At 41.5% G+C, this 25,753-nt stretch carries 24 protein-coding genes and 3 tRNA genes; 15 read left to right on the top strand and 12 right to left on the bottom strand.

All coding sequences use genetic code 11. From position 1 onward, the window contains the following. Positions 1 to 19 precede the first annotated feature (19 nt). Entirely contained in the window at positions 20 to 910 is an 891-nt protein-coding gene (locus B9N78_RS16595; RefSeq protein ID WP_085104355.1) for a glycosyltransferase family 2 protein, read from the top strand. A gap of 94 nt (positions 911 to 1,004) precedes the next feature. Here the strand turns inward: B9N78_RS16595 and B9N78_RS16590 are convergent, their stop codons facing one another. Further along, positions 1,005 to 1,367 carry a molybdenum cofactor biosynthesis protein MoaE gene (locus B9N78_RS16590; protein WP_085104353.1) on the bottom strand — a complete coding sequence of 121 codons (363 nt, stop codon included), beginning with the start codon at positions 1,365 to 1,367 and terminating at the stop codon, positions 1,005 to 1,007. A 30-nt stretch (positions 1,368 to 1,397) separates the two neighbouring features. Between B9N78_RS16590 and B9N78_RS16585 the strand changes: the two genes are divergently transcribed. Beyond that, a complete protein-coding gene (locus B9N78_RS16585) occupies positions 1,398 to 4,088 on the top strand; it encodes a tetratricopeptide repeat protein (protein ID WP_085104351.1) in 2,691 nt (896 codons plus the stop codon). An 80-nt stretch (positions 4,089 to 4,168) separates the two neighbouring features. Beyond that, a complete protein-coding gene (locus B9N78_RS16580) occupies positions 4,169 to 5,176 on the top strand; it encodes a VgrG-related protein (RefSeq protein WP_085104349.1) in 1,008 nt (335 codons plus the stop codon). A 29-nt stretch (positions 5,177 to 5,205) separates the two neighbouring features. On the opposite strand, the gene B9N78_RS16575 is transcribed toward B9N78_RS16580, so the two are convergent. Both B9N78_RS16575 and dksA read right to left on the bottom strand, forming a co-directional pair. Then, a complete protein-coding gene (locus B9N78_RS16575) occupies positions 5,206 to 6,720 on the bottom strand; it encodes an NFACT RNA binding domain-containing protein (protein ID WP_085104347.1) in 1,515 nt (504 codons plus the stop codon). A gap of 18 nt (positions 6,721 to 6,738) precedes the next feature. Beyond that, on the bottom strand, positions 6,739 to 7,101 hold the full coding sequence (dksA, locus tag B9N78_RS16570; protein ID WP_085104345.1) for an RNA polymerase-binding protein DksA: 363 nt from the start codon (positions 7,099 to 7,101) through the stop codon (positions 6,739 to 6,741). 351 nt (positions 7,102 to 7,452) lie between these two features. Here dksA and B9N78_RS16565 point away from each other — a divergent pair. From B9N78_RS16565 to B9N78_RS16505, 12 genes are all read left to right on the top strand, one after another. After that, a tRNA-Gly gene (locus B9N78_RS16565) sits at positions 7,453 to 7,527 on the top strand. Between the two features lie 14 nt (positions 7,528 to 7,541). Then, positions 7,542 to 7,616 (top strand) — tRNA-Cys (locus tag B9N78_RS16560). 4 nt (positions 7,617 to 7,620) lie between these two features. Further along, positions 7,621 to 7,695, top strand: a tRNA-Gly gene (locus B9N78_RS16555). A gap of 227 nt (positions 7,696 to 7,922) precedes the next feature. Next, entirely contained in the window at positions 7,923 to 8,651 is a 729-nt protein-coding gene (locus B9N78_RS16545; protein WP_085104341.1) for a class I SAM-dependent methyltransferase, read from the top strand. Then, positions 8,644 to 10,374 carry a YcaO-like family protein gene (locus tag B9N78_RS16540; protein ID WP_085104339.1) on the top strand — a complete coding sequence of 577 codons (1,731 nt, stop codon included), beginning with the start codon at positions 8,644 to 8,646 and terminating at the stop codon, positions 10,372 to 10,374. The genes B9N78_RS16545 and B9N78_RS16540 overlap by 8 nt, the downstream gene beginning before the upstream one ends. Positions 10,375 to 10,581: 207 nt before the next feature. Next, positions 10,582 to 10,899, top strand: coding sequence for a TusE/DsrC/DsvC family sulfur relay protein (locus B9N78_RS16535; RefSeq protein WP_085104337.1), 318 nt, complete (start codon positions 10,582 to 10,584; stop codon positions 10,897 to 10,899). A 178-nt stretch (positions 10,900 to 11,077) separates the two neighbouring features. Then, positions 11,078 to 11,308 carry a 50S ribosomal protein L31 gene (gene rpmE, locus B9N78_RS16530; RefSeq protein ID WP_085104335.1) on the top strand — a complete coding sequence of 77 codons (231 nt, stop codon included), beginning with the start codon at positions 11,078 to 11,080 and terminating at the stop codon, positions 11,306 to 11,308. Between the two features lie 271 nt (positions 11,309 to 11,579). Then, positions 11,580 to 12,500 (top strand): DUF1385 domain-containing protein, encoded by a 921-nt coding sequence (locus B9N78_RS16525; RefSeq protein WP_085104407.1) that lies wholly within the window; start codon positions 11,580 to 11,582, stop codon positions 12,498 to 12,500. Continuing rightward, positions 12,500 to 13,570 carry a peptide chain release factor 1 gene (gene prfA / locus B9N78_RS16520; protein WP_085104333.1) on the top strand — a complete coding sequence of 357 codons (1,071 nt, stop codon included), beginning with the start codon at positions 12,500 to 12,502 and terminating at the stop codon, positions 13,568 to 13,570. The genes B9N78_RS16525 and prfA overlap by 1 nt, the downstream gene beginning before the upstream one ends. A 130-nt stretch (positions 13,571 to 13,700) precedes the next feature. Beyond that, on the top strand, positions 13,701 to 14,564 hold the full coding sequence (gene prmC / locus B9N78_RS16515) for a peptide chain release factor N(5)-glutamine methyltransferase (protein ID WP_085104331.1): 864 nt from the start codon (positions 13,701 to 13,703) through the stop codon (positions 14,562 to 14,564). A gap of 173 nt (positions 14,565 to 14,737) precedes the next feature. Next, complete coding sequence (lpxC, locus tag B9N78_RS16510) at positions 14,738 to 15,664, top strand: UDP-3-O-acyl-N-acetylglucosamine deacetylase (RefSeq protein ID WP_085104329.1); 927 nt, start codon at positions 14,738 to 14,740, stop codon at positions 15,662 to 15,664. Between the two features lie 208 nt (positions 15,665 to 15,872). Next, positions 15,873 to 18,011: a methyl-accepting chemotaxis protein gene (locus B9N78_RS16505; protein WP_085104327.1), complete on the top strand. Its 2,139-nt coding sequence runs from the start codon at positions 15,873 to 15,875 to the stop codon at positions 18,009 to 18,011. Positions 18,012 to 18,018: 7 nt separating this feature from the next. On the opposite strand, the gene B9N78_RS16500 is transcribed toward B9N78_RS16505, so the two are convergent. The 9 genes from B9N78_RS16500 to flhA all read right to left on the bottom strand — a co-directional run bounded on the left by B9N78_RS16500 (position 18,019) and on the right by flhA (position 25,725). After that, entirely contained in the window at positions 18,019 to 18,858 is an 840-nt protein-coding gene (locus B9N78_RS16500) for a hypothetical protein (RefSeq protein ID WP_085104325.1), read from the bottom strand. An 8-nt stretch (positions 18,859 to 18,866) separates the two neighbouring features. Then, positions 18,867 to 19,277, bottom strand: coding sequence for a hypothetical protein (locus B9N78_RS16495; RefSeq protein ID WP_085104323.1), 411 nt, complete (start codon positions 19,275 to 19,277; stop codon positions 18,867 to 18,869). 45 nt (positions 19,278 to 19,322) lie between these two features. Beyond that, positions 19,323 to 19,649 (bottom strand): hypothetical protein, encoded by a 327-nt coding sequence (locus tag B9N78_RS16490; RefSeq protein ID WP_085104321.1) that lies wholly within the window; start codon positions 19,647 to 19,649, stop codon positions 19,323 to 19,325. A 4-nt stretch (positions 19,650 to 19,653) separates the two neighbouring features. Further along, entirely contained in the window at positions 19,654 to 20,346 is a 693-nt protein-coding gene (locus B9N78_RS16485) for a flagellar basal body-associated FliL family protein (protein ID WP_085104319.1), read from the bottom strand. A 105-nt stretch (positions 20,347 to 20,451) separates the two neighbouring features. Continuing rightward, entirely contained in the window at positions 20,452 to 20,841 is a 390-nt protein-coding gene (locus tag B9N78_RS16480; RefSeq protein WP_085104317.1) for a chemotaxis response regulator CheY, read from the bottom strand. A gap of 10 nt (positions 20,842 to 20,851) precedes the next feature. Further along, positions 20,852 to 21,643: a FliA/WhiG family RNA polymerase sigma factor gene (locus tag B9N78_RS16475; RefSeq protein WP_085104315.1), complete on the bottom strand. Its 792-nt coding sequence runs from the start codon at positions 21,641 to 21,643 to the stop codon at positions 20,852 to 20,854. Further along, positions 21,585 to 22,412, bottom strand: a complete 828-nt coding sequence (locus B9N78_RS16470; RefSeq protein ID WP_085104313.1) for a MinD/ParA family protein — start codon at positions 22,410 to 22,412, stop codon at positions 21,585 to 21,587. The genes B9N78_RS16475 and B9N78_RS16470 overlap by 59 nt, the downstream gene beginning before the upstream one ends. 111 nt (positions 22,413 to 22,523) lie before the next feature. After that, on the bottom strand, positions 22,524 to 23,612 hold the full coding sequence (locus B9N78_RS16465) for a flagellar biosynthesis protein FlhF (RefSeq protein ID WP_085104311.1): 1,089 nt from the start codon (positions 23,610 to 23,612) through the stop codon (positions 22,524 to 22,526). Between the two features lie 13 nt (positions 23,613 to 23,625). Beyond that, entirely contained in the window at positions 23,626 to 25,725 is a 2,100-nt protein-coding gene (gene flhA / locus B9N78_RS16460) for a flagellar biosynthesis protein FlhA (RefSeq protein WP_085104309.1), read from the bottom strand. Positions 25,726 to 25,753 lie beyond the last annotated feature (28 nt).

Below are 25,753 nucleotides of genomic sequence, written 5' to 3'. Positions count from 1 at the left end.
TTTAAAAGAAGGTACGTGAATGTCAGTTGATAAAAATAATTATTCTCCAGAAATATCTATTATTATACCTACTTATAATCGCTCTGAAATGCTTTGCCGGGCTGTAAGGTCAGTTTTAGGGCAGAGTTTTACTGACTTTGAATGTTTGATCGTAAATGACGGATCAACAGATGACACTGCGCAGACACTCGAAACATATACTGATTCACGTATAAAAGTTTTGTTTCAGGAAAACAGAGGTGTTTCTGCTGCCCGTAATCTGGCGATAAAAGAATCAACTGGAAAGTATATAGCTTTGCTCGATTCAGATGATGAATGGTTACCTAAAAAACTTGAAATGCAGCTTGCATTTATGAGGTCTGAAAACTTAGATATAAGTCAGACAAATGAAATTTGGGTTCGTAATGATAAAAGGGTAAATCAAAGTAAAAAATATGCGAAACCATCAGGAATGTTTTTTGACCGTTCTCTTGAAACGTGTTTGATCAGCCCGTCATGCGCAATGTTTAATAAAAAATTCTGGGACAGTGTAGGGCCGTTTGATGAAAATATGCCCGCTTGCGAAGATTATGATCTATGGATCAGGTCCGGATTTAAATTTCCGGTAGGTTTGCTGGAAGACAAATTGACCATTAAGTATGGCGGACGCCCGGACCAGCTTACAAATAGTGTTGCATGTTTTGATTTATATAGAATTTATTCTATTATAAAGTTATTGCATTGCAATGAGTTAAGCTTAGAAGAACTTGAACTTGCCAAGGTGGAGTTGCAGCGCAAAGCAGGGTATTTTGTGGGTGGCTGTAAAAAACGTGGAAAGTTTGAGCAGGCTGAAAAGGTTGAACAAATGGTCAAAAATGTTTTAGAAGGACAGGCAGTAATACCGATAGAGATTCTTCCTGTGCAAGAATAGTTGCTTACATACAGATTGCCCAAAAGAGATCCGGTTGTCATTCACCGCATTTGTGTATGAGCTGCTTGGGCCGAATCTCTTTTGAACAAACCGTTTAAGCCATTATTTCATTTTTGCTGAAAGCTTCAGATTTTACTCTGTCGAGCAGTGAAGCAAGACAGGCTTTGACGTTTTCGCGGATATCACCTGCAACAATGAGAAAAAGGACATCATCGCCGGGTTTGAATGTTCCTTCATTCGCTTCAACAACAATTTTATAGATACCTGGAAATTTTTCGTGTTCAGCCTTAATTTGTTTAATTTTTGCATAGTCGGCTTTAATTTCTATTCCTGAAACTTCATCGTGTGAATCGCGGGACCAGCCGCGGACGATTCCATTATGAATTAAAATCATTCCGACGTTGTTAGCAAATTCTGGATCTTGCTTGAGTTCAGCAATTTTTTTTGAAATGTCCATAATCTCTCCGGTGAGTAAGGAGTTGTTGTTTTGTATCAGATTGCCAGCTTATTTGAAAATCTTCCAGTTGTCAGCCATTCTCGAATGGTTAATCGCGGTTACGGTGTATGGATGGTGTGGGGAGGGACTCTTGACGATTCCGTTTCACGCAGCATGAGCGATTTTGGCGGAATGCTGATGAAGGAAGGAACAAATCAGTCGTACTGGTTTTTTTTCAGTAATGATGTGTTTCGTGTTTTGTCGAGGTTGCAAATCTGGTCAAAACTTAATCCGATGCCTGTTTTTGCCCAGCTTATGCCGGCCACTTTGTTGGTAGATTACAAATTGAATCTTTCGCTGAATGTTTCCGATGAATTTACAAATCAAGAAGTGGCTCTTCCCAATGAATTTGAAGTTCTGGTCCACCCGCAGTTAAGTGCTGAGGTGAAGACAATTTCCGGGTTGAACCTTGAGGCCGAGAGATCTCCAAGCGGCCTTTCGAAATCAGGCTGGCTGAAATTAATACCTGATCAAGGTCTGGGATATGAGTCGCTTCAGAATTGGTATTTTATTTTAATTCCGGTGGGAAATCCTTCGGACAAGGATTTTATTAAAGGGTGGAGATCCTTTTTCTCTGAAATACAGGTGTTGTTACAAAAGCTCGGCATCCAGTATATTACTTCTGAAGTGCGCGTGATACTCCCTGTTCCGTCGTTATCGTTGCTTAGAACTTTTTTACGTGATCTTTTAATTCTTATAAGTAAAGTAAGAAATAAAGAAGGCGAGGATATCAGTTACTGGCCGACAGTTATGGCTTTAATCCCTCAAAAAGGGATGAGCTTTAATGAAGAAGTTATACGAAAAATCAGCTTGGATTGGGATAAACTTACACCGGATTGTCCTCATCTAAGATACAGAGATGCTTATCTTCTTGGTAAAGATTTTGCTATTAATGAAGTAAGATTCGGAAGTGAGCAGGAAAGTTTAGAGGGCTGGTGCAATATAAGCCTTAATAAAGGTTTTGAGAACAGCGGTTCTGACTCTATGGACGTTACGATATCACGTAGAGTTTCAATCGGTGAACATGCTGATTGCTTTTATTGCGGTATGAAAAATCATACGACAGTAGAGTGCCCGAGTAGAGCATTGCAAGGACTTGATCAAAATGTATGGAAGCTGCTTGCAGCAATAAACAGTGATAAATTTACGGAAGGTTTTCAGAGCATTGATGTTGGAATGCAGGGGAAAGAAAATATAGTTGCAGAGTTCACTAAACTTTTGAACTCAGGCAGCAGCTACGAAAGTATCATTACCAACGCTCTTTTCAGTATTAATTCTGTTTCTCAGCTCCGTACATTATATATGGTTTGGCGGACAAGGGGTAAAGAATGGCCTAGCGGTATATATGAACAGAGTCCTGAAGAGGGGGAACTTATCTGGTCGGCTTTTGAATCTTTAGTAAGCGGAGATTTAAATGGAGCTGAAGTTCTTGTTAAGAATGCCATGATAAGGTTCAGCCGAGCTTACCAGCCTAGGTCTTTAATGGGTTTTCTCCAACTGGAACTCGGCGAAACAGAGCAGGCGGCTTTCTATTGGCAGGAAGCTGAAAGATTGTGTTTTTCTCCATTACAGCAGGCATATTTTTCATATTTGCAGGCCAGATTGCAGGAGGTCAGCGGAGATTTCAGTGCTGCCAGTAATCTGTATAAAAGAGCTTTCAGTATTTGTCCGAACTGGCTTGAGCCTCAATATCGTCGAGCAATATGCATGGTTAAAATGGGTTTTTCCGAACAGGCTATCAGTTATTTTACAGATATTATCAGTAAAGAGCCTCATTTTTTCAACCGAATATTGATAGATCCGGAACTTGACAGGGGTAGAATGATTATTCTTCAGGCTCTTGGCGGGTTATGGGATACTGCTGAGGCGAATGCTAAAGAAGTTGCTTCCGGAATTGAATCGCTTTCGGCTGATATTTCACAGTGGTTTGAGGACGGTCATGAATTTGCTGCCGATGCAGCACAATTTATGGAGAGAATGAGCAGGCTGGCCAAAGTTAAAAATTATGTTGCTTTCAGCCATCTTATTACCGGAATTGCCAAACTCAAAGAAGAGATTGAAAAAAGAGTTGAGTATGAAATTAAGGTTATTAATAAAAAAATAGAAATTTTCAGAGACCAACTTATAGAAATTCGCGGAGAAGCTTCATGGTTTCCGTTTCCTAAATTGCTCACAGAGTTTAATGGTGATTTTAATTATTGCGCCACAAAGATTCATTGGATCAAGTCGCAATCTTTAAATGTTGCTGACACGTTTAGAAAAACACAGAAATATTTGATTCAGATTGAAGACAGGCTCAGAAAATTAAAAGGAAGATTAGTTACTTTACGGGTTGTCAGAGATTCAACTCTTTTTATCATGCTTCTTGGTCGGAACTTTATCTGGCTGGAAGTAATTTTTTTGGGATTGGCGTTGCTTTGCATTCCTTTACTTGTTTATTATTCCACAAATGTTCATTCGAATTTCCTGATTGATATGATCATTCGGCAGAAATGGGAATTTCAAAAAGGATTAATCCTTATCCTTAGCATCTTAGCTTTAGCTCTTTCGGCGTTCAAAGCCGCAGTTGTTTTTGAAAAGCGGAAACGTGAATTATTCGCGTATGGAGAAGTGGATAAGGACAACGACAAAGGCGGTAAGGGTAAAAAAGGTAAGAAGACTAAAAAGAGCAAGAAAAAGTAAGTATTAAAAGTTTTTTTAATGTTGGTATACTTGGTGCATCCCTGATATTGAAATAATATTTTTTGACAGAGGGAAAAGCCATGACCAATATTAATGATAATATCGCATCGGTAATGAAGATGCTCGGGAATTCCTCAGGAACTGCTGCGGCCAGTAAGTCCAACCTTGCGGCTTTGAAAGATAAAGCAGGGGGGTTTGATATGGAGATGGCTGCGGCAGGGCGCATGTTCTCTGACAACCGGGATGACGAAGGGTATTCCGGACAGGGAATGGATATGGGTGTTATGAACAATGCTCTGATGCTTGAGGCTCTGACAACTTTGAATTCAATTGAAGGTTTGCATAAAAACAGAGTTGGTAAATCAGCTCTTTCAGCGAATCAGTATGGCATTATTACCAACTCTTTTGATTTAAATTCTGTCAAAAATATGTCAATTCCTGCTGAACCTGAAGTTGCAGGAGAACTTTCTGCTAAATTTGAGTCAGGATCTCAAGGAGTCTCCGCCATAGGGTATGACCGCGTGGGCGGAACCTCATACGGGAAATATCAAATTGCATCCAACACAGGCTCAATGGAACAGTTTATAGATTTTTTGAAGAATAAAAATCCTGAACTCGCCGAAAGACTTGAACTTTCCGGTCCGGCAAATACTGGGTCCAAACGCGGCAGAATGCCTGATGAATGGCGTAAGATAGCCGCGGAAGATCCTGTAAATTTTGAAAAGATGCAACATGATTTTATTCGCAGCAGCCATTACGACCCGGCTGTTAAGAAAATCCTGGAGCAGACCGGCATTGATGTTAATAAGTTGCCGGGACCTCTTCGTGAAGTGCTTTGGAGCACATCAGTCCAGCACGGGGCTACCGGAGCTTCCAACATGATTTCGCGGGCACTTAATAAACTGTCGTCGCAGGCTACGGAAAAAGGCTTTCCATCTGAACTTGTTAAAGAGATTTACGGTGAGCGTAAGGACCAGTTTGCATCTTCGACAGGTGCGGTACAAAATAGCGTGACTGAGCGTTTAACGCAGGAGCAGAATATGGTCCTTGCAATGCTTAATCAGTCTACGCTTTCGAAAACGGCTTAGTTGTATTGCTGTCCGGTTTGAAAATCAGATTATTTTTTTGCTAGAGATTCTTCAAGCGAATGGTCAATTTTTACGTGCAGAACCCGGCTGACATTATCCACGGCAACCTGCCCCGGAGCCGCTCCTTTTCTATTGCGAACATCCTTAACAAGTGCGCACATTACATCCGCTTTTGAATCGTCACACCTGTAACTTTTGATAGCTGCAAGCGTTGCTGCTTCATTAAAAGTTGTTTCAGGCACTTCGTGCCCCGGGTGATCTCTCTTCAATATAACGTGCGATCCCGGTCCCCCTTCGACGTGGAACCAATAGTCAAAAACAGATGAAACCTTACTGAGTAAGTCATGGTTTGCTTTGCTGTTTTTTCCGCGTATCATAAGAAACCCATCTGAAGACACAAAAAGACCAACTGCGATATCCTTATATTTTTTAGGAATTTCAATGTTTGTCTTTTTTTTGTCATTGTTTGAAGGCGGCAACAGGTTTGACTGTAGAAATTCTTCCTGCTCAGCTTCGACTTCTGCTTTTCTGCGTTCCATATGCTTAAGCCCTCTTTGAGCTTTAGCCGAAAGCTTGAAAATTTTAGTCATGTTTTCAGCGGGAGTAAGAGTAGGGTCCAGCTTTACGACCATTTTACCGAGCTCAGGATGTGTAACCGTAACTTTATCAAGTTCTCTCAAAGATTTTAGGCGGTACATTTCTGCTTGGAGAGCCTGTGCTTCGATTTTTCGACTTAAAAGTGTGTGCAGTCTGGCTTCTTCTTCAGCAATTCTATCCATCACTTTCTTGAATTTTTTTTTGCCGGATTTAAGAGCCTGTTTGTCTTCTGAATTCTCAAGGCGTTCCATGGTCGGAAATAGCACTTTTTCTCCATAAGTTGAGGCGGCTTCAATGGCGGAAGAAAATATCTGTTGGTTTGAGCTTGAGTCAGGCCATACGCGTGGGGGCATTAACTCGTCTTTACCTTCAGTTGTAAGGTAAAAAGTATCAGCTTCTCCATTCTTAAGCTTATCCAGTAATTTTTGAGCTTCTGGAGGTGTCAGATTACTCAGAGCCTTGCGCAGTGGGGGAGAAATGTGCGGGAATTCTTTCCAGATTTCAGCGGTATCCTGGATATCTGCAAACGAAGGCCAGTCTACCGGTTGCGCGAAGTCTTGGGGGAGTTCATGAACAAGAGAAACTCCTTTTTTCATATCAAATAAAAGGAATCTGTATCTGCCCGGTTCTCTTCCCGGAGAAAGGGTGAATGCCACGCGAAGATTAACCCAGTCATGGATTGTTTCAAATATCCTTCGGCCTGAAAGTCTTTTTCGCAGCCACATTACTGTGCCGGTCGGGTTTGCAGGATTGAGCGGTTTTACCTTTGAAATAAAAAAAAGGCCCACCGATTTGGCGGGCCTGAATAGCAAGAATTCTTTTCCACCTGTAGATTGGAGCGCAAAAGTCCATACTCCGTCAGCCGGAGCAAATATTTTTTCTACCCTGCGTCCCTTAAGGTTTTCCTCAAGCTCACGTGTCAGGGCACGGAAGAAGTGTGCGTCCATTAGGTGTTATCCGGAAGATTAGTCTCCGCGATTTTGTTCTTCCTCTTCCTGTTTACTCTTACATGCAATGCAAAGAGTTGTCATAGGACGAGCTTTAAGGCGAGCAATTGAGATGTCATCTCCGCATGAAACACAGAAACCGAAGTCGCCGTCATCAATACGTTTAATCGCCTTTTGAATTTTTTTAATGAGCTTACGTTCTCTATCTCTTAGGCGCAAAGTAAAAGCTCTATCGGATTCGGCCGTAGCACGATCGGCAGGGTCAGCGTATGTTTCGCCGGACTCTGTCATATCTTCGATAGTTTCCTGTCCTTTCTGCAAAATCTCATTAAGGTTTTGATTCAGAGATTCGCGGAAAAATGCTAAGTCTTTCTGGTCCATATCGTTAACCTCCCTTCTTGGAGAAGTTTATTTAAATAATTACATCGACAACATTAAGCTTTTAAAGATGAAAGGTCTTATCGCAAAGAAGGTTAAAAAGTAAAGTGAAACTGTAGCAAATGTTATTAAAAATATAAATAAATTAAAAATATAAATCGGTTGACAAAAGTTTTGGGCTGTCCTAAAAGCTGATCTCGGTTGACGCAATTAGTTCATTGAAAATTTTTGATTTAAGTTTATTTGCATTAAGCATAGCTAAGCAGGTTGAACTTAAAGAAAAATTCAAAAAAAAGAAAAAAAGTTGTTGACAGAGATTAACTCAAGGGTTAAGTTCTGCTTCGCTTTTTGTGAGCGGGAATAACTCAGCGGTAGAGTGTAACCTTGCCAAGGTTGAAGTCGCGAGTTCAAATCTCGTTTCCCGCTCCATCTTTTTTTTCTTAGGCGACATAGCCAAGCGGTAAGGCAGAGGTCTGCAAAACCTCCATTCTCCGGTTCAAATCCGGATGTCGCCTCCAGCTTGCGGGAATAACTCAGTGGTAGAGTGCAACCTTGCCAAGGTTGAAGTCGCGAGTTCAAATCTCGTTTCCCGCTCCAAGAGAATTCAGGGTCGGTCAGTAATGACCGACCCTTTTTTTGTGCCTTTTTAAAATATAAACCTTCTTTTTTACTTCACCGCAAGACAGGGTGTTGACCGTCTTGTCGTTAATGATTACTCCTTTTTCGCGCAGATAATGTTTATCTATACTAGTCATGAGTAGAATTTGCCTGTCCTTTTTTTTGACACACAAAAAATAGAATCGAACTTTCATAGGAGGAAATCCTTGAATAATATAGCCTTAAATCCTGAATCTTCATTCGATGAACTGCTTGCGGCAGCCCGTAATAAATTCGGTGCAATAAAATTTGAGACTGTTAAACTTGGCGTGAAAACAATTGAGGTGGCTCAAGTTGTCGATATGCCTGCTTATCTGGATCGGCTGATTGATAAGGCGAGAGGCGGTAAAAAAATTGATCTGCCACTGTGGGCTAAAATTTGGCCTTCCTGCATGGTTCTCGGTGTTTATCTCCTTAAATTTTCGCCTGTTGAAAATGCAACTTTTCTAGAAGTCGGAGCCGGCGGTGGGCTCTGCGGTCTTGTCGCGGCCAGTCGCGGCTATAATGTCGTCTTATCTGATATTGATGACGATGCACTGCTTTTCTGCCGTCTTAATGCTCTCCGTAATAATCTCGATGATAAAATCACCGTAAAGAAAGTCGATTTCTGTAATGATGATCTGGGTGAAAAGTTTAATTATATTATAGGTTGTGAAGTCCTTTATCAGGAAAGTATCCAAATTCCTTTTTATCATTTTGTAGATAAGCACATCAGTAGGGACGCTGGGTCAGAAGCTTTGCTTGCAATGGATAAAAAGCGTGCGGGGCGACTTTTTTTTGAAGAAGCTAAAAAAGAATACCGTTTAATGCGGCAGGAAGTTCCTTTTGCCGGAGATGATAATGACGGGAAGACCCTCATTTCTCTTATAAAAATGGGAGCTCGTAAAAATGATTAAACTTAAATCCTGTCCGAAAGCTTACACTACTGATCAGGATAAAGCTGTTTCACCAGAAGAAACTGTTTCACGTGTTAAAAAATTATTGGAACAGAAATGCGAAGGTGTACTCGGATGTACCCGCAAAATCGATACCGGACGGCTAGGAATTCCGGTTTTCATCAGTGAATGCGGACCTGCCGCGCGTGCGATAATGCCTACCCGGAAGCAGATGGGGAAGGGTGCTTCGGTTTCACAGGCGGAAGCCTCTGCATTAATGGAACTTGTGGAAAGATTCAGTTTTTTCAGCTTCTGGAATAATCCTGAAAATTTTACTCTTGCAACATATAGTGAAGCTGAAGAACTTTGGCCCGGTAAAGTTATTTCGATTGAAAAGATCCTTCAGTCTGTTGAAGAAGAAATGGAACCTGCCAAAGCAAGAGTCATTCTTGATTTAGTGCGCTGGCATTTTCATCCGGCTCTTAATGTGCTCACCGGAGAAACAGAATATGTTCCACTGGACTGGTTTAAAATTTTAAATGAATTTAATGGCTCGTCCGCTGGCAACACTCCTGAAGAATCTGTTCTTCAAGGCAGCAGCGAGCTTGTCGAAAGGCATGTTTGCGCTGTTATTGACCGGGACAGGGAAGATGTTCCATGTATTGATCCTTCCTCGTGTACGGACCCTGTTCTTGCAAATCTGTGCAAGTGTTTTGAAGATAACGGAATCAAATACATCATAAATGATTTTTCGTTAGGAATGCCGCTACCGACTGTAGCAGTGACAGCTTGGGACCCTTCAACTTTTCCGGGAATGAGTGAGATTGTGTTCACTGCCGGAACTTCTTCATGTCCGTCAAAAGCTGCAATAAGGGCATTCACTGAAGTTGCTCAGCTTGCCGGTGATTTTGAAACCGGTCGTGTTTATGAAGCTTCCGGGCTTCCTAAATTTACAGAACTGGATCAGGCTGACTGGCTTGTCAAAGGGGCTCGCGTACCGCTGGACAGTCTCCCGACCGTAGAACATGCCGATATCTACGATGAACTCATGACGCTTGCTACGGGGCTGAATGATCAAGATTATACGCTTTACACCGTTGATATCACTCATCCTGATTTAGGCGTCTCTGCCAACTATAATTTTGTACCGGGATTTCGTTTCAGAGAACGCACTCCGCATGCAAGTTTAGGTCTTTTTGTCGGACGGATTTTGTCTGAAAAGGTCGCTATAGATCTCGCCGGTGAAGGTTTGGACGTTATTTCAGATATTTATGAAGATGATTATTTTATTCCGTTTTTTGAAGGGATGCTTGCTCTGCGCAGCGGTGATACTTCAAGAGCCGCAGATATGTTCACTTTGGCGATCGAAGAGCAGCCCGGTAACGAAGAAAAGGCGTTATCAGCATTCTATACTGCCTATGCCATGTCTTTGGAGGAAAGGTGGAATGAAGTGACTCCTTTTCTTGATCGTGCTATTGAACTTGATAATGAAGCTAAGGAGTATTTTAATCTGCGCGGAGTTGCTAAATTTAAAGCAGGTGATTACTCTATTGCAGCCGAAGACTTTAAGTCAGCGCTGGCCATAGATAACGGTTCCGCTTCCGATTTAGCTAATTTGGGACTATGTTATAAGTTTATGGGCGAGACTGAAGAAGCTGCTGAATATTTAAGAACTGCTCTCGAACTGGAGCCAGGTCTTGAGTACGCAAGAGTTCACCTTGAACAACTGCTTGATGGTAAATAAGTTCTAATTTTTATACGTATTTTGATGGAACATTATTGACAAGAAAGCATATTAGAGATTATCGCTTTGTAAGCAAAAACGTTAATTTTGTTTTTGCCTCCTAAAAAGTCGTGAAACAGTGGATCACTGTTTTTGGATATGGTTGATCAGGCATACGTTTGATCACAGATGAGCTTAATAGCATAATATTCCTAAGGAGTATCACAGATGGCACAAGTAGAATTTGAAGGTAAGAATTTTGAAGTTGATGAAGACGGCTTCCTTTTAAAGTTTGAAGAGTGGGCTCCTGAGTGGGTTGACTACTGTAAAGAAGGCGAAGGCATCAAAGAACTTAACGAAGAACACCAGAAAGTTCTCGATTTCTTGCAGGACTACTACAAGAAAAACGGAATCGCTCCTATGGTTCGTATTCTTTCTAAAGTTACTGGTTACAAACTCAAACACATCTATGAATTGTTCCCTTCCGGTCCTGGTAAAGGAGCATGTAAGATGGCTGGTCTGCCTAAACCTACTGGTTGCGTATAGCATCTAGTTTTTGCAGAATATTTAGGCGGGGCCTTCTGGCCCCGCCTTTTTTTATTAGTGATTGACTTGTTGGCCGTTTCTACATAAAAATTTCAATCAAAGCAGATATTCCTTGCAAATTGTATGCGGTGGGGGTATTGGGCTTTGTTTCCACGGTTAACAAAGACAGGAGTAAGTCATGAAAAAAGATATCCATCCTAAACTTTATAAGGCAACTGTCCGCTGTCATTGCGGATATGAGTCCAAGGTTTATTCTACACTGGGTGAAGAGGTCAGTACTGAAATTTGTTCAAACTGCCATCCTTTTTACACAGGTAAACAGCGTTTCATCGATGCAGCTGGTCGTATTGACCGCTTCAAGAAGAAATTTGGTGATTTCAACGCTGCCGATAAAGTTAAAGGCAATTAGCTCTTTTTTTGCGGTTCTACCGCGCAAGCATGCCTCTGTTGCCTTTCGGCGGCAGAGGCATGTTGTTTTTCTGTATCCAATTGACAGTCCTGCATTATGGTGAAGCGGGGCTCTCGCTTTCCATCCTGCACAGTCTTTTGTTTTGGGAAATCTCGCGCTGCATCCTTGTCTGATTACCTATGCGTGATTATCCTATCTGAATCTGAAATTACTTGAATTAAGCGGGAATTATATCCCAAAGAGAGGAAACGCTTTGAAATCAGCTCTTTTAATGTCCGCAGCTAAAACCGTCGGTGGTCAGGCTGTTATTGAGGGCGTTATGATGCGAGCTAAGGACAAGCTTGCTATCGCGGTTCGTCGTCCTGACGGTGAAATTACCGTGGAATTACGTCCTTGGTTTTCTATGACCCCGAATTTCATGAAGAAACCTTTTTTACGCGGTTTCCCCATTTTTATTGAGACTATGGTCAACGGTGTCAAAGCTCTCAACTATTCCGCGACTCAGGCTCTTGATGAGGAAGATGGTGAACTTACCAGTTTTCATCTGATACTCACAATGGTTATAGCCCTTGGCGCAGCTTTGGGCCTTTTTGTCGTTCTTCCACATTTTTTTTCTATTGTAATGGGATGGTTCGGCCTGTCCGGTGATGTAAATACACTTAGCTTTTATGTCTGGGACGGTGCGTTTAAAATACTTATGTTTCTGGGATATATTTTATCCATATCCTTTGTTCCGGATATCAAACGTGTTTTTCAGTATCATGGTGCGGAACATAAAGTTATATGGGCATACGAATCCGGTAGTGAACTTACAGCCTGCAAGGTTAAAGAGTTCAGCAGACTACATCCCCGTTGCGGTACAGCTTTCCTGCTGTTTGTTTTGGTTGTAAGTATCTTAATGTTTACCATACTAGTTCCGTTACTGCTTGCTATCTGGTCACCTCAGACTTTTATTTATAAGCATTTATATATAGTCGGCATTAAATTGCTGCTTATGGCTCCTGTCAGCGCGGTAGCTTATGAGATGATTAAAGCATCAAGTAAGCATGAAAATAGTAAACTTTGTCAGATTATGTGTCTTCCAGGGCTCGGTATGCAGCTTTTGACTACAAGAAATCCTGATCAAGATCAGATTGAGGTCGCATTGGCTGCTTTGGCAAAGGCCGTTGAAGAGGACGGAGGGGAAAATTAATGTTTGCTAAGCTTGAAGATATCGAGCGTTCGTATATGGATTTGGAGCAGGAACTTAGTGATCCTGAAGTTTATAACAATCAGGAACGTTTCAGAAAAGTGACACGCGCTCACTCTGATATGGGAGAGATTGTACGGGTTTTTAGAGAGTTTAAGCAACTTTCTGCAAGCCTAGAAGAAAATAAGGAAATGGCTGCGGATCCCGATCCTGAAATTCGTGAGATGGCCGAAATGGAAATCTCCGAAATTAAAGAAAGAATACCGGAACTTGAAAACGAGCTTAAATTATTGCTTCTGCCTAAAGACCCTATGGATGAAAAGAATATCATTCTTGAAATCCGGGCTGGCACTGGTGGTGAAGAAGCAGCTCTTTTCTGTGCAGATGTTTTCAGAATGTATACTCGTTATGCTGAGCAAAATAGCTGGAAAGTTGAAGTTTTAAGCTCCAATCCCACCGGAACAGGCGGGTTTAAGGAAATGATAGCTTCAATCAGCGGACCTAAAATTTACAGCAAAATGAAGTATGAATCAGGAACTCATCGTGTTCAGCGTGTTCCTGCTACTGAGTCTCAGGGACGAATTCACACTTCCGCTATTACTGTTGCGATTATGCCTGAAGCCGAAGAAGTTGATGTTCACGTCCGTACTGAAGATGTCCGCGTTGATGTTTTTCGTGCATCAGGTCCCGGTGGACAGAGTGTTAACACAACTGACTCCGCTATTCGTGTGACGCATATTCCTTCCGGGCTTGTGGTAATTTGTCAGGATGAAAAATCTCAGCACAAGAATAAAGCTAAGGCTATGAAAGTATTGTGCTCAAGACTGCTCCAGCGTGAACAGGATAAACAGCATGCAGAACTGGCAGAAGTACGCCGCGCACAGGTCGGTTCAGGTGACCGTTCTGAGCGGATTCGTACTTACAACTTTCCGCAAAGCCGTGTAACTGATCACAGGATTAACCTGACCCTTTATAAACTTGATTCCGTCATGGAAGGGGATTTGTCTGAGCTGATTGATTCACTTATCAATCATTATCAGTCAGAAGCTCTGAAAAATCAGGCTTCCGATTAATTTCAGCATAAGTTCAGGGGTGGTTGCTTTTCACTCTTAATTTTATGATATTACAGCCCGCTGCCAATTTGGGAGCGGGCTTTCTTTTGTAGATGTTTGAGATCTTATTTCGCCTTGGAGAGCTTAACTCGTGAAAAAATATACTCTTAAAGAAGTTGTTTCTGCCGCAACAATCAAACTTTCGGAAGCTGAAATAGATTCTCCGGCTCTCTCTGCACAGCTTCTAGCTGAAAAAGTTTTTAAGCTTGATCGTTTAAAAATGATTATGGAAATGAATAATCCAGTTGAGGAGGAACTGATTCAGCCTTTTAATGACTTAGTTGATAGAAGGGCGCAGGGTGAACCTGTTGCTTACATTCTCGGTCAAAAAGAATTTTACGGGATTGAGTTTAAAGTCGGTGCAGGCGTTCTTATACCCCGGCCTGAAACAGAAGAAATCGTTGAGCATGTTTTAAAAAAGTTTAATCGCGAACATCCTTTTTTATTTGCGGATTTTGGTACTGGGTCAGGAATTCTTGCTGTGACAATAGCAAAGTTTTTTCCTAAGGCAAGAGGGGTTGCCATGGATTTAAGCGCAGGTGCTCTTGCGATTGCCCGTGAGAATGCGGAAAAACACTCAGTGGCTGATCGCGTTTTATTTATTCAGGCAGATTTTACAGAGTCTGTTTTTAAAGATGGTATTTTTGATCTTGTGCTTGCCAACCCTCCTTATCTAAGTACCGCAGAACTTGCGGATATCAGTCACGAAGTTGCTGAGTTTGAACCTGTTTCAGCCCTTGTCGGCGGAAAGCAGGGAGATGAGCTTATAAAAGGTTGTGCCGGACATATTGCTGCCGCATTAAAATCGCCCGGATATATGTATATGGAGATAGGTTACCTTCAAGGACGCGCCGGATATGAGATCTTTAACGCGTATGATGCTTTTTCAGGGCAGGTGAGTGTGCTGCCTGATATATCAAATCATGACCGTATCATTTTTGCCAAGAAGAGTTGAATATTGTTGCATGGTTGCAAAAAAACCACAGTGTATGTTTAATCTTGTTGTAAAAAAACAACTACTTGTGAATATTAGTAAGATTTATAAATAAAAAAACAAGTAAATAAGCTACTTATGAATGTCAAAAATTAGGCACGACGCTTGCATATAGAAGAGGCAAGGGAGATAATATGCTACAGACAACAATCCAGAAAACAGTAAGTTGCAAAGGAATCGGACTTCACAGCGGCAAGCAGGTGGAAATCGTTTTGAGACCTGCGGCTGAAGATACTGGTATTCTTTTTTCACTTCATACTGGATCCGGGAATTCATTCATAACTCCAAATCCAGATCTGGTTGTAGCAACCGGACTTGCGACAACCCTTGGGAATGGAAAAGATTCCGTTTCAACCGTTGAACATCTTCTCGCCACTGTCCGTGGAATGGGAATTGATAATATTCATGTAGAAGTCAGGGGTAATGAGTTACCCATCATGGACGGCAGTGCCGGACCTTTTGTTTATCTTCTCCGTCAGGCCGAAGTTAGAAAGCTATCAAAGCCCCGCAAAGTCCTTGCAGTTACCAAGTCGTTAAATTTCGAGCAGGACGGTAAGTTTATCAGAGCTTATCCTCATGATGGTTTTGCTATTGATTACACAATTGAATTTGATCATCCTCAGATTGGAAGACAATCCTTATCCCTCGAAATCACTCCTGATGTATTTGCGAAGGAGTTGGCCAAAGCCAGAACTTTCGGGTTTTTAAAGGAAGTAGAATATTTACATGCTAACGGACTTGCTCTTGGCGGGTCTCTTGATAATGCTGTTGTGCTTGATGATTACGCCATTTTAAATGAAGACGGCCTCCGTTTTGTTGATGAGTTTGTAAGACACAAAATTTTAGATTTTATCGGTGATATGGCTGTAATGGAAATCCCGTTGCAGGGTAGATTCGAAATATTCGCTTCCGGTCATGCTCTGAATAATTCATTTCTCAGATATCTTTATGCAAATGCTGAAGATTATCTCGAAGAACGCGTACTTGAACCTCTTTACGACAATGTTGCACAGAAAGAGCACTCTCCTGCATTTCCGGAAGCAGTCTCAGTACCAGCATAGATTTTAAATTTGATAGAATTATTTCTAAAGCCCACCAATCGGTGGGCTTTTTTTTGATATGATCTGTGCACTTACGGGCGGAAACGGACTTGACTCAATTTGATGCAAGAGTAAATATGAATAAGAGTAAGACTTATGATTCATTAGATATGATTTGAAATACTTTTTTCAATTGTTATATAGACATTGCTAATATTAAGGAGTTTTTATGTTCCGCTCCATGAGCTCTAGAATTTCATATATGGTTGCCATTGTAGTTATTCTTTCTACCGTGATAATGTTATTTTTTATTGATAATACTCTTGAAAGAGACATGCTCGAGGCACAGGGGAAAACTGCAAGAAATACAATTCGTATGGGTTTGTTGTATCTGCAGGAAGGGAAGCAGTCGATTGATGCTTATCGGAAGGAAGCGTATCAGGAACGTAAGCAGGCTGTTAAGGACGCAATGAATATTTTTCATGCCCAGCTTGACGCTTATTATTCTCTTTACAAGTCCGGAGTGCTGACTGAGAAGCAGGCTAAAGAGGCCGCTTATGAGTTGGCAAGAACTACCAGATATTTTAATAATGACTATTTTTTTATATATACTGATAAGGTTGTTTCACTGGCTCATCCTGATAGATTCTTGGAAGGACAGGATTTATCCCGGTCAAAGGATAAGAAAGGGTATGTATTCGGCCCGGACATGATGGAAAAAGGAACTACTGAAAACGGTGGGTATATTGACGTTTGGTGGGCCAGATTGGGCTCCGATGTTCCTGTTCCTAAAATTTTATATGTAAAGCATTTTTCAAAATGGAATTGGATACTTGGTACAGGAACTTATGTTGATGATATTGAAAATTCTATTGCAGTTCAAAAGGCCGGGCTGATAAAAGATTTGCAGAAAGGATTTTCGCAGATCCGCTTAGCAGAAACAGGGCGGCTGTTTATTTTTGATGATGACAAAAACGTGCTGGTTCCACCTGCTGGAGCAAGTTCAAATTTCGCAGATACTATCAATCTTGATACCGGTAAAAGTTTAATACATGATTTGAAAGCCGTTGGGAAACAAGGACAGTGGAGTCTGAATTATAGAGTTTTGCAAAATGATGGAAAAGAAGTAGAGAAACAGGCTTTTGTTCGTTATTACTCGCCGCTTGGCTGGTATGTGGCTTCAACCGTTCCTCTTAGTGAAATTCATGCTCCGGTAAATAGTTTGATTCTAAAGCAAGGGATTATAAGTTTAGTTATCCTGATACTTACCATTTGTTTTATTTATTATGTTGTACGAAAAATATGTCTGCCGATACAAAATGTTTCTAAAGTCGCTTTTTATATTTCTAAAGGTGATCTCAGGGAAGCGAAAAAAGTTTTTATTGAGGGATCTGATCCCATCTTATTAAAGCGGGTCATTGAAATTCATGACATAAATGATAATAATTTAAATCTTGATGAAGTCGGCTATTTAGTTAAGTCATTTCATACAATGCTTACCACTCTCAATTCACTGGTCAGTCAGGTTCAGAGATCAGGTGACATGGTGACCGGGTCTTCTCTTAAACTTAATTCTGCAATCGGGCAGCTGGAAATTGCTGTTGAGAATCAGGCCACAGCCACTCAGGAGCTTGGCAGTACTTCTCGCGAAATATCTGCAACATCCCAAGAGCTCGCCCGTACAATGAATGAAGCAACTGAAGTTGCACTTTCAACAGCAGAATTGGCGGACCAAGGTTTGATAGATCTTGATGTTATGGGACAAAGCATGGAGACGATGCGCGATGCTTCCGGAGGAATTTTTTCTAAACTTTCCGTAATCAATTCTAAAGCCGCAAATATCAGTTCTGTGGTCACTTCGATTTCTAAAATATCAGAGCAGATTAATTTGCTTTCACTTAATGCGGCAATTGAAGCTGAAAAAGCAGGTGAATTCGGTCAGGGATTTTCAGTTGTAGCACGCGAAATTAGAAAACTTGCGGATAAAACTGCAATGTCCACTTTGGATATTGAAAAAATTGTAGCGGAAATGCTTTCTGCTGTTTCCTCAGGTGTTATGGAAATGGATAAGTTCCGTCAGCAGGTTGAAACAGGCGTGAGTAACGTAGAAGTGCTTGGTCAAGGTATCACCGGAGTTGTCGATCAGGTTCGTTCTCTGACGCCGCAGTTTGAATCTGTTAATGAAGGAATGCAGAATCAAAGTGAAGGTGCTGAGCAAATCAGTAAAGCAATGCTTCAGCTCAGTGAAACATCTATTCAGACAAAAGATGCGCTTCAAGAATTTGTAAATATTACCGAGCAGCTGTCATTATCTGTTGAGACTTTAGAAGAGGAAGTAGCTGTTTTCCGTGTAGAAAAAGAATCGTAAACCTGAATTATCTGGAAGAACTCAGTAACTCAGACAGGAAGCCTCCAGAAAAATTAGCAGGAATTTTTTCAATTCCCAGATATTCAGGAAAGGATTCTTTTAATTTTGCAGACAAGAGCAAACTTATATTTTGCGATTCTGCAAGTAGTTTAAAACCGCACTGAGGTTTTTTATACATAATTTTAAATCGCATAGGTGCAGAAGGTAAAAGATCAAAAGCGTAGAACAGTTCATAAAAAGAATTGTCAGAATTTTTTTCATCTTTTTTAATTTTAAGAACGATTTCCTGATTCAAAGCTGAAGGCATCAGCCACGGCATGTAATGAAGAGTTGCTGTTTTCAGCGATGAATTTAGCAGTGATACACATTTAAGTGTTTCAAAAAAAAGAATTGAGCTTTGCTCGTCCTTGCCGATTACATTCAAATACAATTCCGGCTTGCCCAGCTTTGCCTCAGCAACGCTGTCGTAACTCTTTTTAATAACATTTCGTGACTGAGCTTCAAAGGCAGCTCTTTTGGTCACAAACAGTCTTGTTAAATCAGAAGGGGTAACGGTTTGTTCTCCGCCATGAGAATCAGCAGAATTAATTTCTTTCAGAATTATGTCAGGGTAGAGCTGTTGAACTACAAAGGTAAGAACGTCTCCGGGGTCTGGAGAAGATGAAATGTTTGCCAGTAACGACTGAGAGTTGATTTGAACCCAGCCAAGCTTATGATGTTCCCATTTCAGCAGTTTACCTTTCAGTATTTCTCCAACACTGTATTTATTTCGAAAGGCCGCAGCTCGGGATGGTGTTCTTGAATTCTCATTCCCGTAATGTCCGCTGCCGTATCTGGAAATTTTCATAGATTGTGCTAGTTATACTGATCAATAATCAGTTCAACTTCTTCAGTAGATAACCCTGTTGCTTTAGCTAGCCGGCTGACGGGCTTACCTTCTTTATGTCCTGTAATTATTATCTGGCGTAAGAATTGCGGAGAACGAGAAAATTCTTCAGCTTGAGAAAGAATTTTTTTCAGTTTTTTAGTTTTGTTATCTAATAGCTGGTCAAGCTGGGCCAGTTCAAGTTGTCTCTGTTCGAATGTAGAAATGATCTCACTTTCAAGCTGAGCATTGAAGTGTAGCTTGTTTATAAACTCTTCCTGTTTGGACTGAAGTTGATTTAACAATGATTCTGACTTCTTAAGTCTCATAAAGAAAATGATAATCGCAACAAGCAGAATGATCTCGGTAATTGAGAAAAATATGAGTAGAAAAATAGTCATTATTAATCAGCTTTTTTAATAGTCCGCAGGTGTTAGTAGTATTAATCAGACTTTAACATTTATGATGTTGCCAGACCATGGAGAAGATTTAGGTGACTCTTCTTCTGATTCCGGTTCAGATTCGTTATTCTTTCTTTTGCGTGATTTAGCTTCCTGTCTGGTATTTCCGGCAGATTTGTCTTGTATGCCCTTTGATTTTTCATCTTTTTCAATTTTCTGAATTTGTTTTTGTGATTCTTTGTTTTTGTCCTGCTCTGCCGGATTGATCATCAGTGTTTGTTGCAATTCCGATTTAGTCAGTTCGGAATTGGATATTTTCTGAACGTTCGCAAGTTGCGATATGATCAGAGGCATGTCCAGAGAACCGGGCATATAACTACCTCACGAGATATTTTTCAAATAGAATAGTTTCAAACTGGCCTGCAACAATATATTGGTTTATAACCATGAGCAGGTCTTTTTTTAATTTCTCCGCATTATTCTTATCGGATAAAAATTGTAAATCTTTATTTTTTAGATAGTAATATATCGCGTCACGTAAAATCAAAGTTTTGCGGCTATACTCAGCGACAATTCGTTCATCGGTGGTTGTCATCGCAAATCTTGCTACGAGGAAACGGATATGCCCCTTTTCGTCTTTCTGTTCTACCCAGAAAGGGTCCATTCTAAGTAATGTTACGCCTGGTTCTTTTGGTGGAGGCGGAGGAGCTTCAACTTGTTTCGGGATTTCAACAGCCTTTTCTTCTACCGGAGCAGGAGGCTCAGCAGGCGGTCTGTCAGTGAATAAGAACAGTTTTACAAGAATTAGAGATAGAAGCAGAATAACAACGCCGATTCCAATATAAATAAATTTCTTGGAACCTGAGCTTTTAGCTTTAGGCTTAGCTTCTTCCAGAGCCTCAAGTTCTTTCGGCTCCTCTTCAGGGGACAGATCCTCTTCGTCTTCATCTTCCAGAAAAGGAGCATCATCAAGGTCCAGATCAACTTTCTGTGTTGCCTTGCTTGTTGGTTCCGGTGCTTGTATTTCCTCCTCGGAATCATCAATGTCATCTAGAGCGAGGAAGATCATGCGTGCAACCCTTTGCTAAAGTCTTGGCGCTTAGAAATAAGTTTTCCGATTAGATTTTATAAAAATAATTATTAGCGGGTATAATAATATACCCGCTGATTAATTTTATAGTTTTTCAAAAATTTTATTAATTTTTTGGCCGAGAGTGTCAGGAGTAAAAGGTTTTACGATATAGTTGGAAACCTTTGCCTGAACTGCTTCAATGATGTTTTCCTGCTGTGCTTCAGCTGTAACCATCAAGAAGGGCAGATCAGCAAATTCTTCGCTGGCTCTGACTTTACGCAAGAATTCAATCCCGGTCATTTGGGGCATATTCCAGTCTGAAACGATGAACTGAATGCTGTCATCTTTATTCAGAAGTTCCCATGCAGTTGTTCCGTCATCAGCTTCTACTATATTAGTAAAACCGATTTGACGAAGGATGTTTTTGATAATGCGGCGCATGGTTGCGAAGTCATCAACAACAAGAACTTTCATAGAGTAATCAATGGCCATTTGTTTCTCCTTAAGGTTCCGTACTATATTTTTCCTGGAACATGTTTCTTAATTTTGCAAGAGCTTGTGAATGAAGTTGAGAAACTCTGCCTTCAGTAATTTCCATTACGTCGGAAGTTTCTTTCATATTCAGCTCTTCTCCGTAATATAATGATAATACCAATTTTTCCCTTGGCGTCAAATTATCAATTAGATTTGCAACCTTGTCCACTGTTTCTTCAAAAACAGCGGAATTGTAAGGTTCATTATCAAACTGATTATCATGATTGCTGGGAATATTGTCGCTGAAAGCATCGAGGCTTATGCAAAACTGAGTTTGCAGAGCTTCTAGCCCTTGCTGAACCTCTTTTGCAGAAAACCCAGTAGCTTCTTCAATTTGTTCACTTGTAGGAGTTAAACCTGTTTCGTGTTCAATATCTCTAATGCTGTTTTCGATAGTTTTAACTTTCTGCCTTAGCCCGCGGGAGAACCAGTCCAGCCGTCTGAGGTCATCTAGCATGGCACCTTTTATACGGCTTTCAGCATAAGTTTCAAATTTAATTTTAAGTTCAGGACGAAATTTACCAAGTGATTCTACGAGTCCCATACTTCCGGCACTGATAAGTTCACCAAGTTCCACGTTTTTGGGCAGCTTGGCTTTCATTCTGAGTGCGATGATACGTATTTTCGGAGAATAATGCCGTACTATCGCCTCACGATCAGGTGATGAAAAATCTTCCCAGCTAGTAGCCCCGGACTCTAGCTTAAGCCACGGACTGCTCTTGGAAGAGAAGTTTTTTCCAGAAGAACTTAATATTTCCATCTAGCTCAGAATTTGATTTCCATGTTGTTATTTTTTTAGCTGCTTCCCCTATTTTAATACAGGCGGGGCTGGAAGGGTGCAGCTTACACAGAGGAGTCTGGTTGATAACCGCGTCACGCATTTTAGGGTCTCGGGGGATTACCCCGGTAAGTTCCAGAGACACACCGCTTAAGAAATGATCACAAGCCATATAAAGTTTTTTGAAAACATCTTTAGCCGTTGCCATGTCAGGAGCCATGTTCACCAAAATTTTAAATTTGTCTACCCCATGGTTAAGTTTCATTACTTTTATCAGTGCATATGCATCAGTGAGAGATGTCGGTTCAGGTGTCAGAACCAGAAGTCGTTCCTGAACTGCGAGGTTAAAGTATAATACGTTCTCATTGATACCGGCGCCTGTGTCAACTATAAGATAGTCAATTTCTTCTTCAAGATGGTCCATTGCTTCCAGCAGATCCAGTTTTTGACCTGTAGAGAGAGAAACCATATCGCTGACCCCTGAGGAGGCAGGAAGTATATCAAAGCCGAATTCGGTTTTGTATAAAACTTCTCGAATATTGGTTCCTTCATGGAAAAGATGGAACAGGTTGTACTTAGGAGCTATCCCGAGAAGTACATCTACATTGGCCAGTCCTAAGTCGGCATCCAATAATAAAACTTTCTTGCCCATGCGGCTGAGATGGCAGGCCAAATTAACAGAAATATTTGTTTTGCCTACGCCTCCTTTGCCGGAGGTGACTGAAAAGACCATGGGAAGATTGTAGCTCATTTGCATCACCTGTTTATTTAATCTCTATTGTTTACGTTGGTAGCAAAATTTATGCAACGAGTATCGCACCATAAATTGTTCAAAAATGGCTGATTTATCAAAACTAACTGACTAGACCGCCTTAGCTAATGGAGTTTCATCTTTTTCCGGAAGCTGGTGCTTGAAGATGAGTCTCCAGAAATCTTTTTCTATAGCACTTTTTAAGCTGTTTCTTAATCCGGATCCATATGACAGCAGGGACACGGGCAATCCGCTTTCATAAGATGTGTTGATAAGTGCGCCGTAGGAGCAGGATTCATCAAGTTTTGTCCAGATAATACTTTTTAGTTTTGATGATTTGTATTTCTTTAAAAATGCAGTGTATTGTGCTGGAGCAAAATATGGGTTCATTACTAAATGAACTGCTATATCGCAGGTTCCGGTCAATCCGCATACTGCCAGCCAGCTTTCAAGTTCCGAATTTGCGGAAAGTCCCGGCAGATCGATAAAAATTTTGTCAAATTTATGACTTTCACCTGTCAGTGCAGCGAAATCCTCTCTTGTCACAAGATCCTTGAATTCAAGTCCTGAAAGGTCTGCGTAGTGGCGCAGCACAAGCCGTCCTTTACCCTGTCCCTGATCCGCTGACGCTACGCATATCCGCGCCCCGGGATTATCTTTTTTTTCTTTAAGAGCAAGCCTGATGATTGTAGAAGTTTTGCCTACACCGTGCGGTCCAGCCAATGCATGAATCTTTTGAGGCCAGTTCTCTTCGCTAAAAGAGCAGACAGGTGCTATGTTTTCGAGAACGGGCAGAATCTGTTTTGAAGGATCTTGTCTAAGCTCATGAAACAAACTCATAATAACCCTGCCTTCAACTCCTTCACGCTCAAGATATTCCAGAGCGAGGCGTTGGCGGGGAGCAAGGAGATTAAGGTTCATTTGAGGCTTTAAAAGAGCCATCATATGGCCTTTAATCTGATTCCATTCCTGATTCCATTCGGGGATATTATTCATAGCATCGCCCAGAACGTCATCTCTGGTGGACTGTGCCCGGACAGGAGCTTCCTGACCTTCGACACCGACCATGATTTCGTGGATTTTACGTCCACTTTCCTCAACTGATTTATTACTGAGGATTACAGCACTGTCACCGAATTCAGCTTTGATTTCGGCGAAGACTGATGCTGTGCTGTTTCCTCTGAATGTTTTTACCCGCATATTACCAACCTTTTTAAAACTCTACAGTACCGGCAGACATGATTCTTACACTTGCAGGAATCTCAGCCTGAGATATTATAGGGATTGTAGGCAAGAACCGTACCATCAGTTGTGCTAAATGGCTTCGCATCTGAGGAGCACAGAGCACAACGGGTTGACCGTCAGTATTCAGTACATTTTCAGCTGCTGCGCTGACGGACTGAATTAACTGCTGAGCGGCTCCCGGGTCAAGAGCAAGGAAACCTCCATTTTCAGAAGTCCTGATCGCCGAGTTGAGAGTTGCTTCTACGTTCGGACCAAAGGTCAGAATAGGTAAGCTGCCATCACTGGCAAGATAAGGTTTGATAATCGTTCTGCTCATGTGAGAGCGGACGTATTCAGTTAATTGCCCAGGGTCGTGAATTGATGGTCCGTAGTCAGCAAGAGCTTCAACAACTGTCAGCATGTCGCGAACTGAAACGTTTTCTTTAACAAGATTCTGTAGAACTTTCTGAACAGTTCCGAGCGGCATAATATTCGGAACCAGATCTTCAACGGCTTTAGGCGCACGCTTAGCAAGGTTGTCCAGCAGTTCCTGTGTTTCCTGCCTTCCGAGGAATTCTCCAAGGTTGCGGCGGAAAATTTCAGTAAGATGAGTCGCAATGACGGTTGAAGGGTCAACAACCGTGTATCCTGCAAGCATTGCCTCTTCTTTCTGACTGTCAGGAATCCAGATGGCAGGCAGATTGAAGGCCGGCTCAACTGTTTCAATACCTTTGATTCTATGCTTGGCATCACCCGGGTCCATAGCAAGCTGATGATCGATAAGAATCTCAGCTGAGGCAACAGCGTTGCCTTTAATGAGGACTCGGTATTCTCCGGGTTTGAGTTGGAGATTGTCACGCAGGTGCAGTGACGGAACAATGACACCCATGTCCAGAGCGAATTGACGGCGTATTGAGCGTATACGGGAAAGAAGGTTGCCATTCTGTTCTTCGTCCACCAGCGGAATGAGTCCGTATCCGACTTCCAGTTCCAGCTGATCGAGCGGCAGCAGCGCTTGTACTTCTTCCGGGCTGTCCAGAGAGGGTACATCTGCCTTTGCTTTCTTGTCCTTTGCTTCCTGCTTATCTTTAGCATCTTCGCTGTCACGATTGAGTGTGGAAATTGCGTAAACTATTCCGGCAAGAGTGAGGAACGGAACAGTCGGCATTCCGGGAACTATGCCGAAAATTACAAGTATGGCTGATACCAGTTTAAGAGCGCGTGAGTGGTAAGTAAGCTGGCCGAGAAATTCTTCGCCCATCTTGGCTTCAGCTGCTGCGCGGGAAACGATGATACCGGCTGAAGTAGAAATGATAAGTGAAGGAATTGTGGAAACAAGACCATCACCGATTGTCAGGAGTGTGTATGTCTGCGCTGCGTCAGACCAGTTCATGCCTTTTTGCAGAACTCCGATTAAAATTCCGCCGATAATGTTTACAAAAGTAATCATCATACTGGCGTTAACATCTCCCTGTACAAACTTACCGGCACCGTCCATGGCTCCGTAAAAGTCTGCTTCTCTGCGGATCAGTGTTCTTTGAGTCTGAGCTTCTTCTTCATCAATCAGGCCGGAGTTAAGGTCGGCTTCAATTGACATCTGTTTACCGGGCATTGCGTCCAAGGTGAATCGTGCGGCAACTTCCGCAATACGCGTTGTACCGGCAACGATAACTTTCTTGTTCAGGATAAAAAGAATGAGAAAGATTACAGTACCGATTATGTAGTTACCACCTACAACAAATTCTCCGAAACTTTGAATAACGTTACCGGCGGCTGATGTACCTTCATCTCCGTGTAAAAGAATTGCCCTGGTTGTCGCAACGTTAAGAGCCAGTCGCAACAGAGTTGTGACCAGCAGGAGTGATGGAAATATTGAAAACTCTAGGGGCGATTGCATGAACATGGATGTAATAAGAATGATTAAACCAAGCGAAATACTTACAGTCAGCATAAAGTCAATTATGAGTGTGGGAAGCGGAATCAGCATGACGAATAAAATAATTACTACGCCTGCCGCTAAGAGAAGATCTCCATGTTTGGCAAATCTCTCATAATTTATATTTACTGCTTTTGACTTAGATGCGGCCATGATTTTGACACCCCTTTCAGGTATTTAA

The sequence above is a fragment of the Desulfovibrio gilichinskyi genome (genome assembly GCF_900177375.1).
GTDB lineage: Bacteria > Desulfobacterota > Desulfovibrionia > Desulfovibrionales > Desulfovibrionaceae > Maridesulfovibrio > Maridesulfovibrio gilichinskyi.
Note: the sequence above shows the minus strand (reverse complement) of the source record. Positions and strands in the feature narration are given on the sequence as shown.

Bases quoted from the DNA above. Each gene is read 5' to 3' on its own strand.
- B9N78_RS16580 (WP_085104349.1), top strand. From the start codon at position 4,169: ATGACCAATATTAATGATAATATCGCATCGGTAATGAAGATGCTCGGG.
- B9N78_RS16595 (WP_085104355.1), top strand. From the start codon at position 20: ATGTCAGTTGATAAAAATAATTATTCTCCAGAAATATCTATTATTATA.
- B9N78_RS16500 (WP_085104325.1), bottom strand. From the start codon at position 18,858: ATGAAAATTTCCAGATACGGCAGCGGACATTACGGGAATGAGAATTCA.
- rpmE (WP_085104335.1), top strand. From the start codon at position 11,078: ATGAAAAAAGATATCCATCCTAAACTTTATAAGGCAACTGTCCGCTGT.
- B9N78_RS16525 (WP_085104407.1), top strand. From the start codon at position 11,580: ATGTCCGCAGCTAAAACCGTCGGTGGTCAGGCTGTTATTGAGGGCGTT.
- B9N78_RS16575 (WP_085104347.1), bottom strand. From the start codon at position 6,720: ATGGACGCACACTTCTTCCGTGCCCTGACACGTGAGCTTGAGGAAAAC.
- B9N78_RS16505 (WP_085104327.1), top strand. From the start codon at position 15,873: ATGTTCCGCTCCATGAGCTCTAGAATTTCATATATGGTTGCCATTGTA.
- lpxC (WP_085104329.1), top strand. From the start codon at position 14,738: ATGCTACAGACAACAATCCAGAAAACAGTAAGTTGCAAAGGAATCGGA.
- prfA (WP_085104333.1), top strand. From the start codon at position 12,500: ATGTTTGCTAAGCTTGAAGATATCGAGCGTTCGTATATGGATTTGGAG.
- B9N78_RS16490 (WP_085104321.1), bottom strand. From the start codon at position 19,649: ATGCCCGGTTCTCTGGACATGCCTCTGATCATATCGCAACTTGCGAAC.
- B9N78_RS16485 (WP_085104319.1), bottom strand. From the start codon at position 20,346: ATGATCTTCCTCGCTCTAGATGACATTGATGATTCCGAGGAGGAAATA.
- B9N78_RS16535 (WP_085104337.1), top strand. From the start codon at position 10,582: ATGGCACAAGTAGAATTTGAAGGTAAGAATTTTGAAGTTGATGAAGAC.
- B9N78_RS16465 (WP_085104311.1), bottom strand. From the start codon at position 23,612: ATGCGGGTAAAAACATTCAGAGGAAACAGCACAGCATCAGTCTTCGCC.
- B9N78_RS16470 (WP_085104313.1), bottom strand. From the start codon at position 22,412: ATGAGCTACAATCTTCCCATGGTCTTTTCAGTCACCTCCGGCAAAGGA.
- B9N78_RS16475 (WP_085104315.1), bottom strand. From the start codon at position 21,643: ATGGAAATATTAAGTTCTTCTGGAAAAAACTTCTCTTCCAAGAGCAGT.
- B9N78_RS16590 (WP_085104353.1), bottom strand. From the start codon at position 1,367: ATGGACATTTCAAAAAAAATTGCTGAACTCAAGCAAGATCCAGAATTT.
- flhA (WP_085104309.1), bottom strand. From the start codon at position 25,725: ATGGCCGCATCTAAGTCAAAAGCAGTAAATATAAATTATGAGAGATTT.
- dksA (WP_085104345.1), bottom strand. From the start codon at position 7,101: ATGGACCAGAAAGACTTAGCATTTTTCCGCGAATCTCTGAATCAAAAC.
- B9N78_RS16480 (WP_085104317.1), bottom strand. From the start codon at position 20,841: ATGGCCATTGATTACTCTATGAAAGTTCTTGTTGTTGATGACTTCGCA.
- B9N78_RS16540 (WP_085104339.1), top strand. From the start codon at position 8,644: ATGATTAAACTTAAATCCTGTCCGAAAGCTTACACTACTGATCAGGAT.
- B9N78_RS16495 (WP_085104323.1), bottom strand. From the start codon at position 19,277: ATGACTATTTTTCTACTCATATTTTTCTCAATTACCGAGATCATTCTG.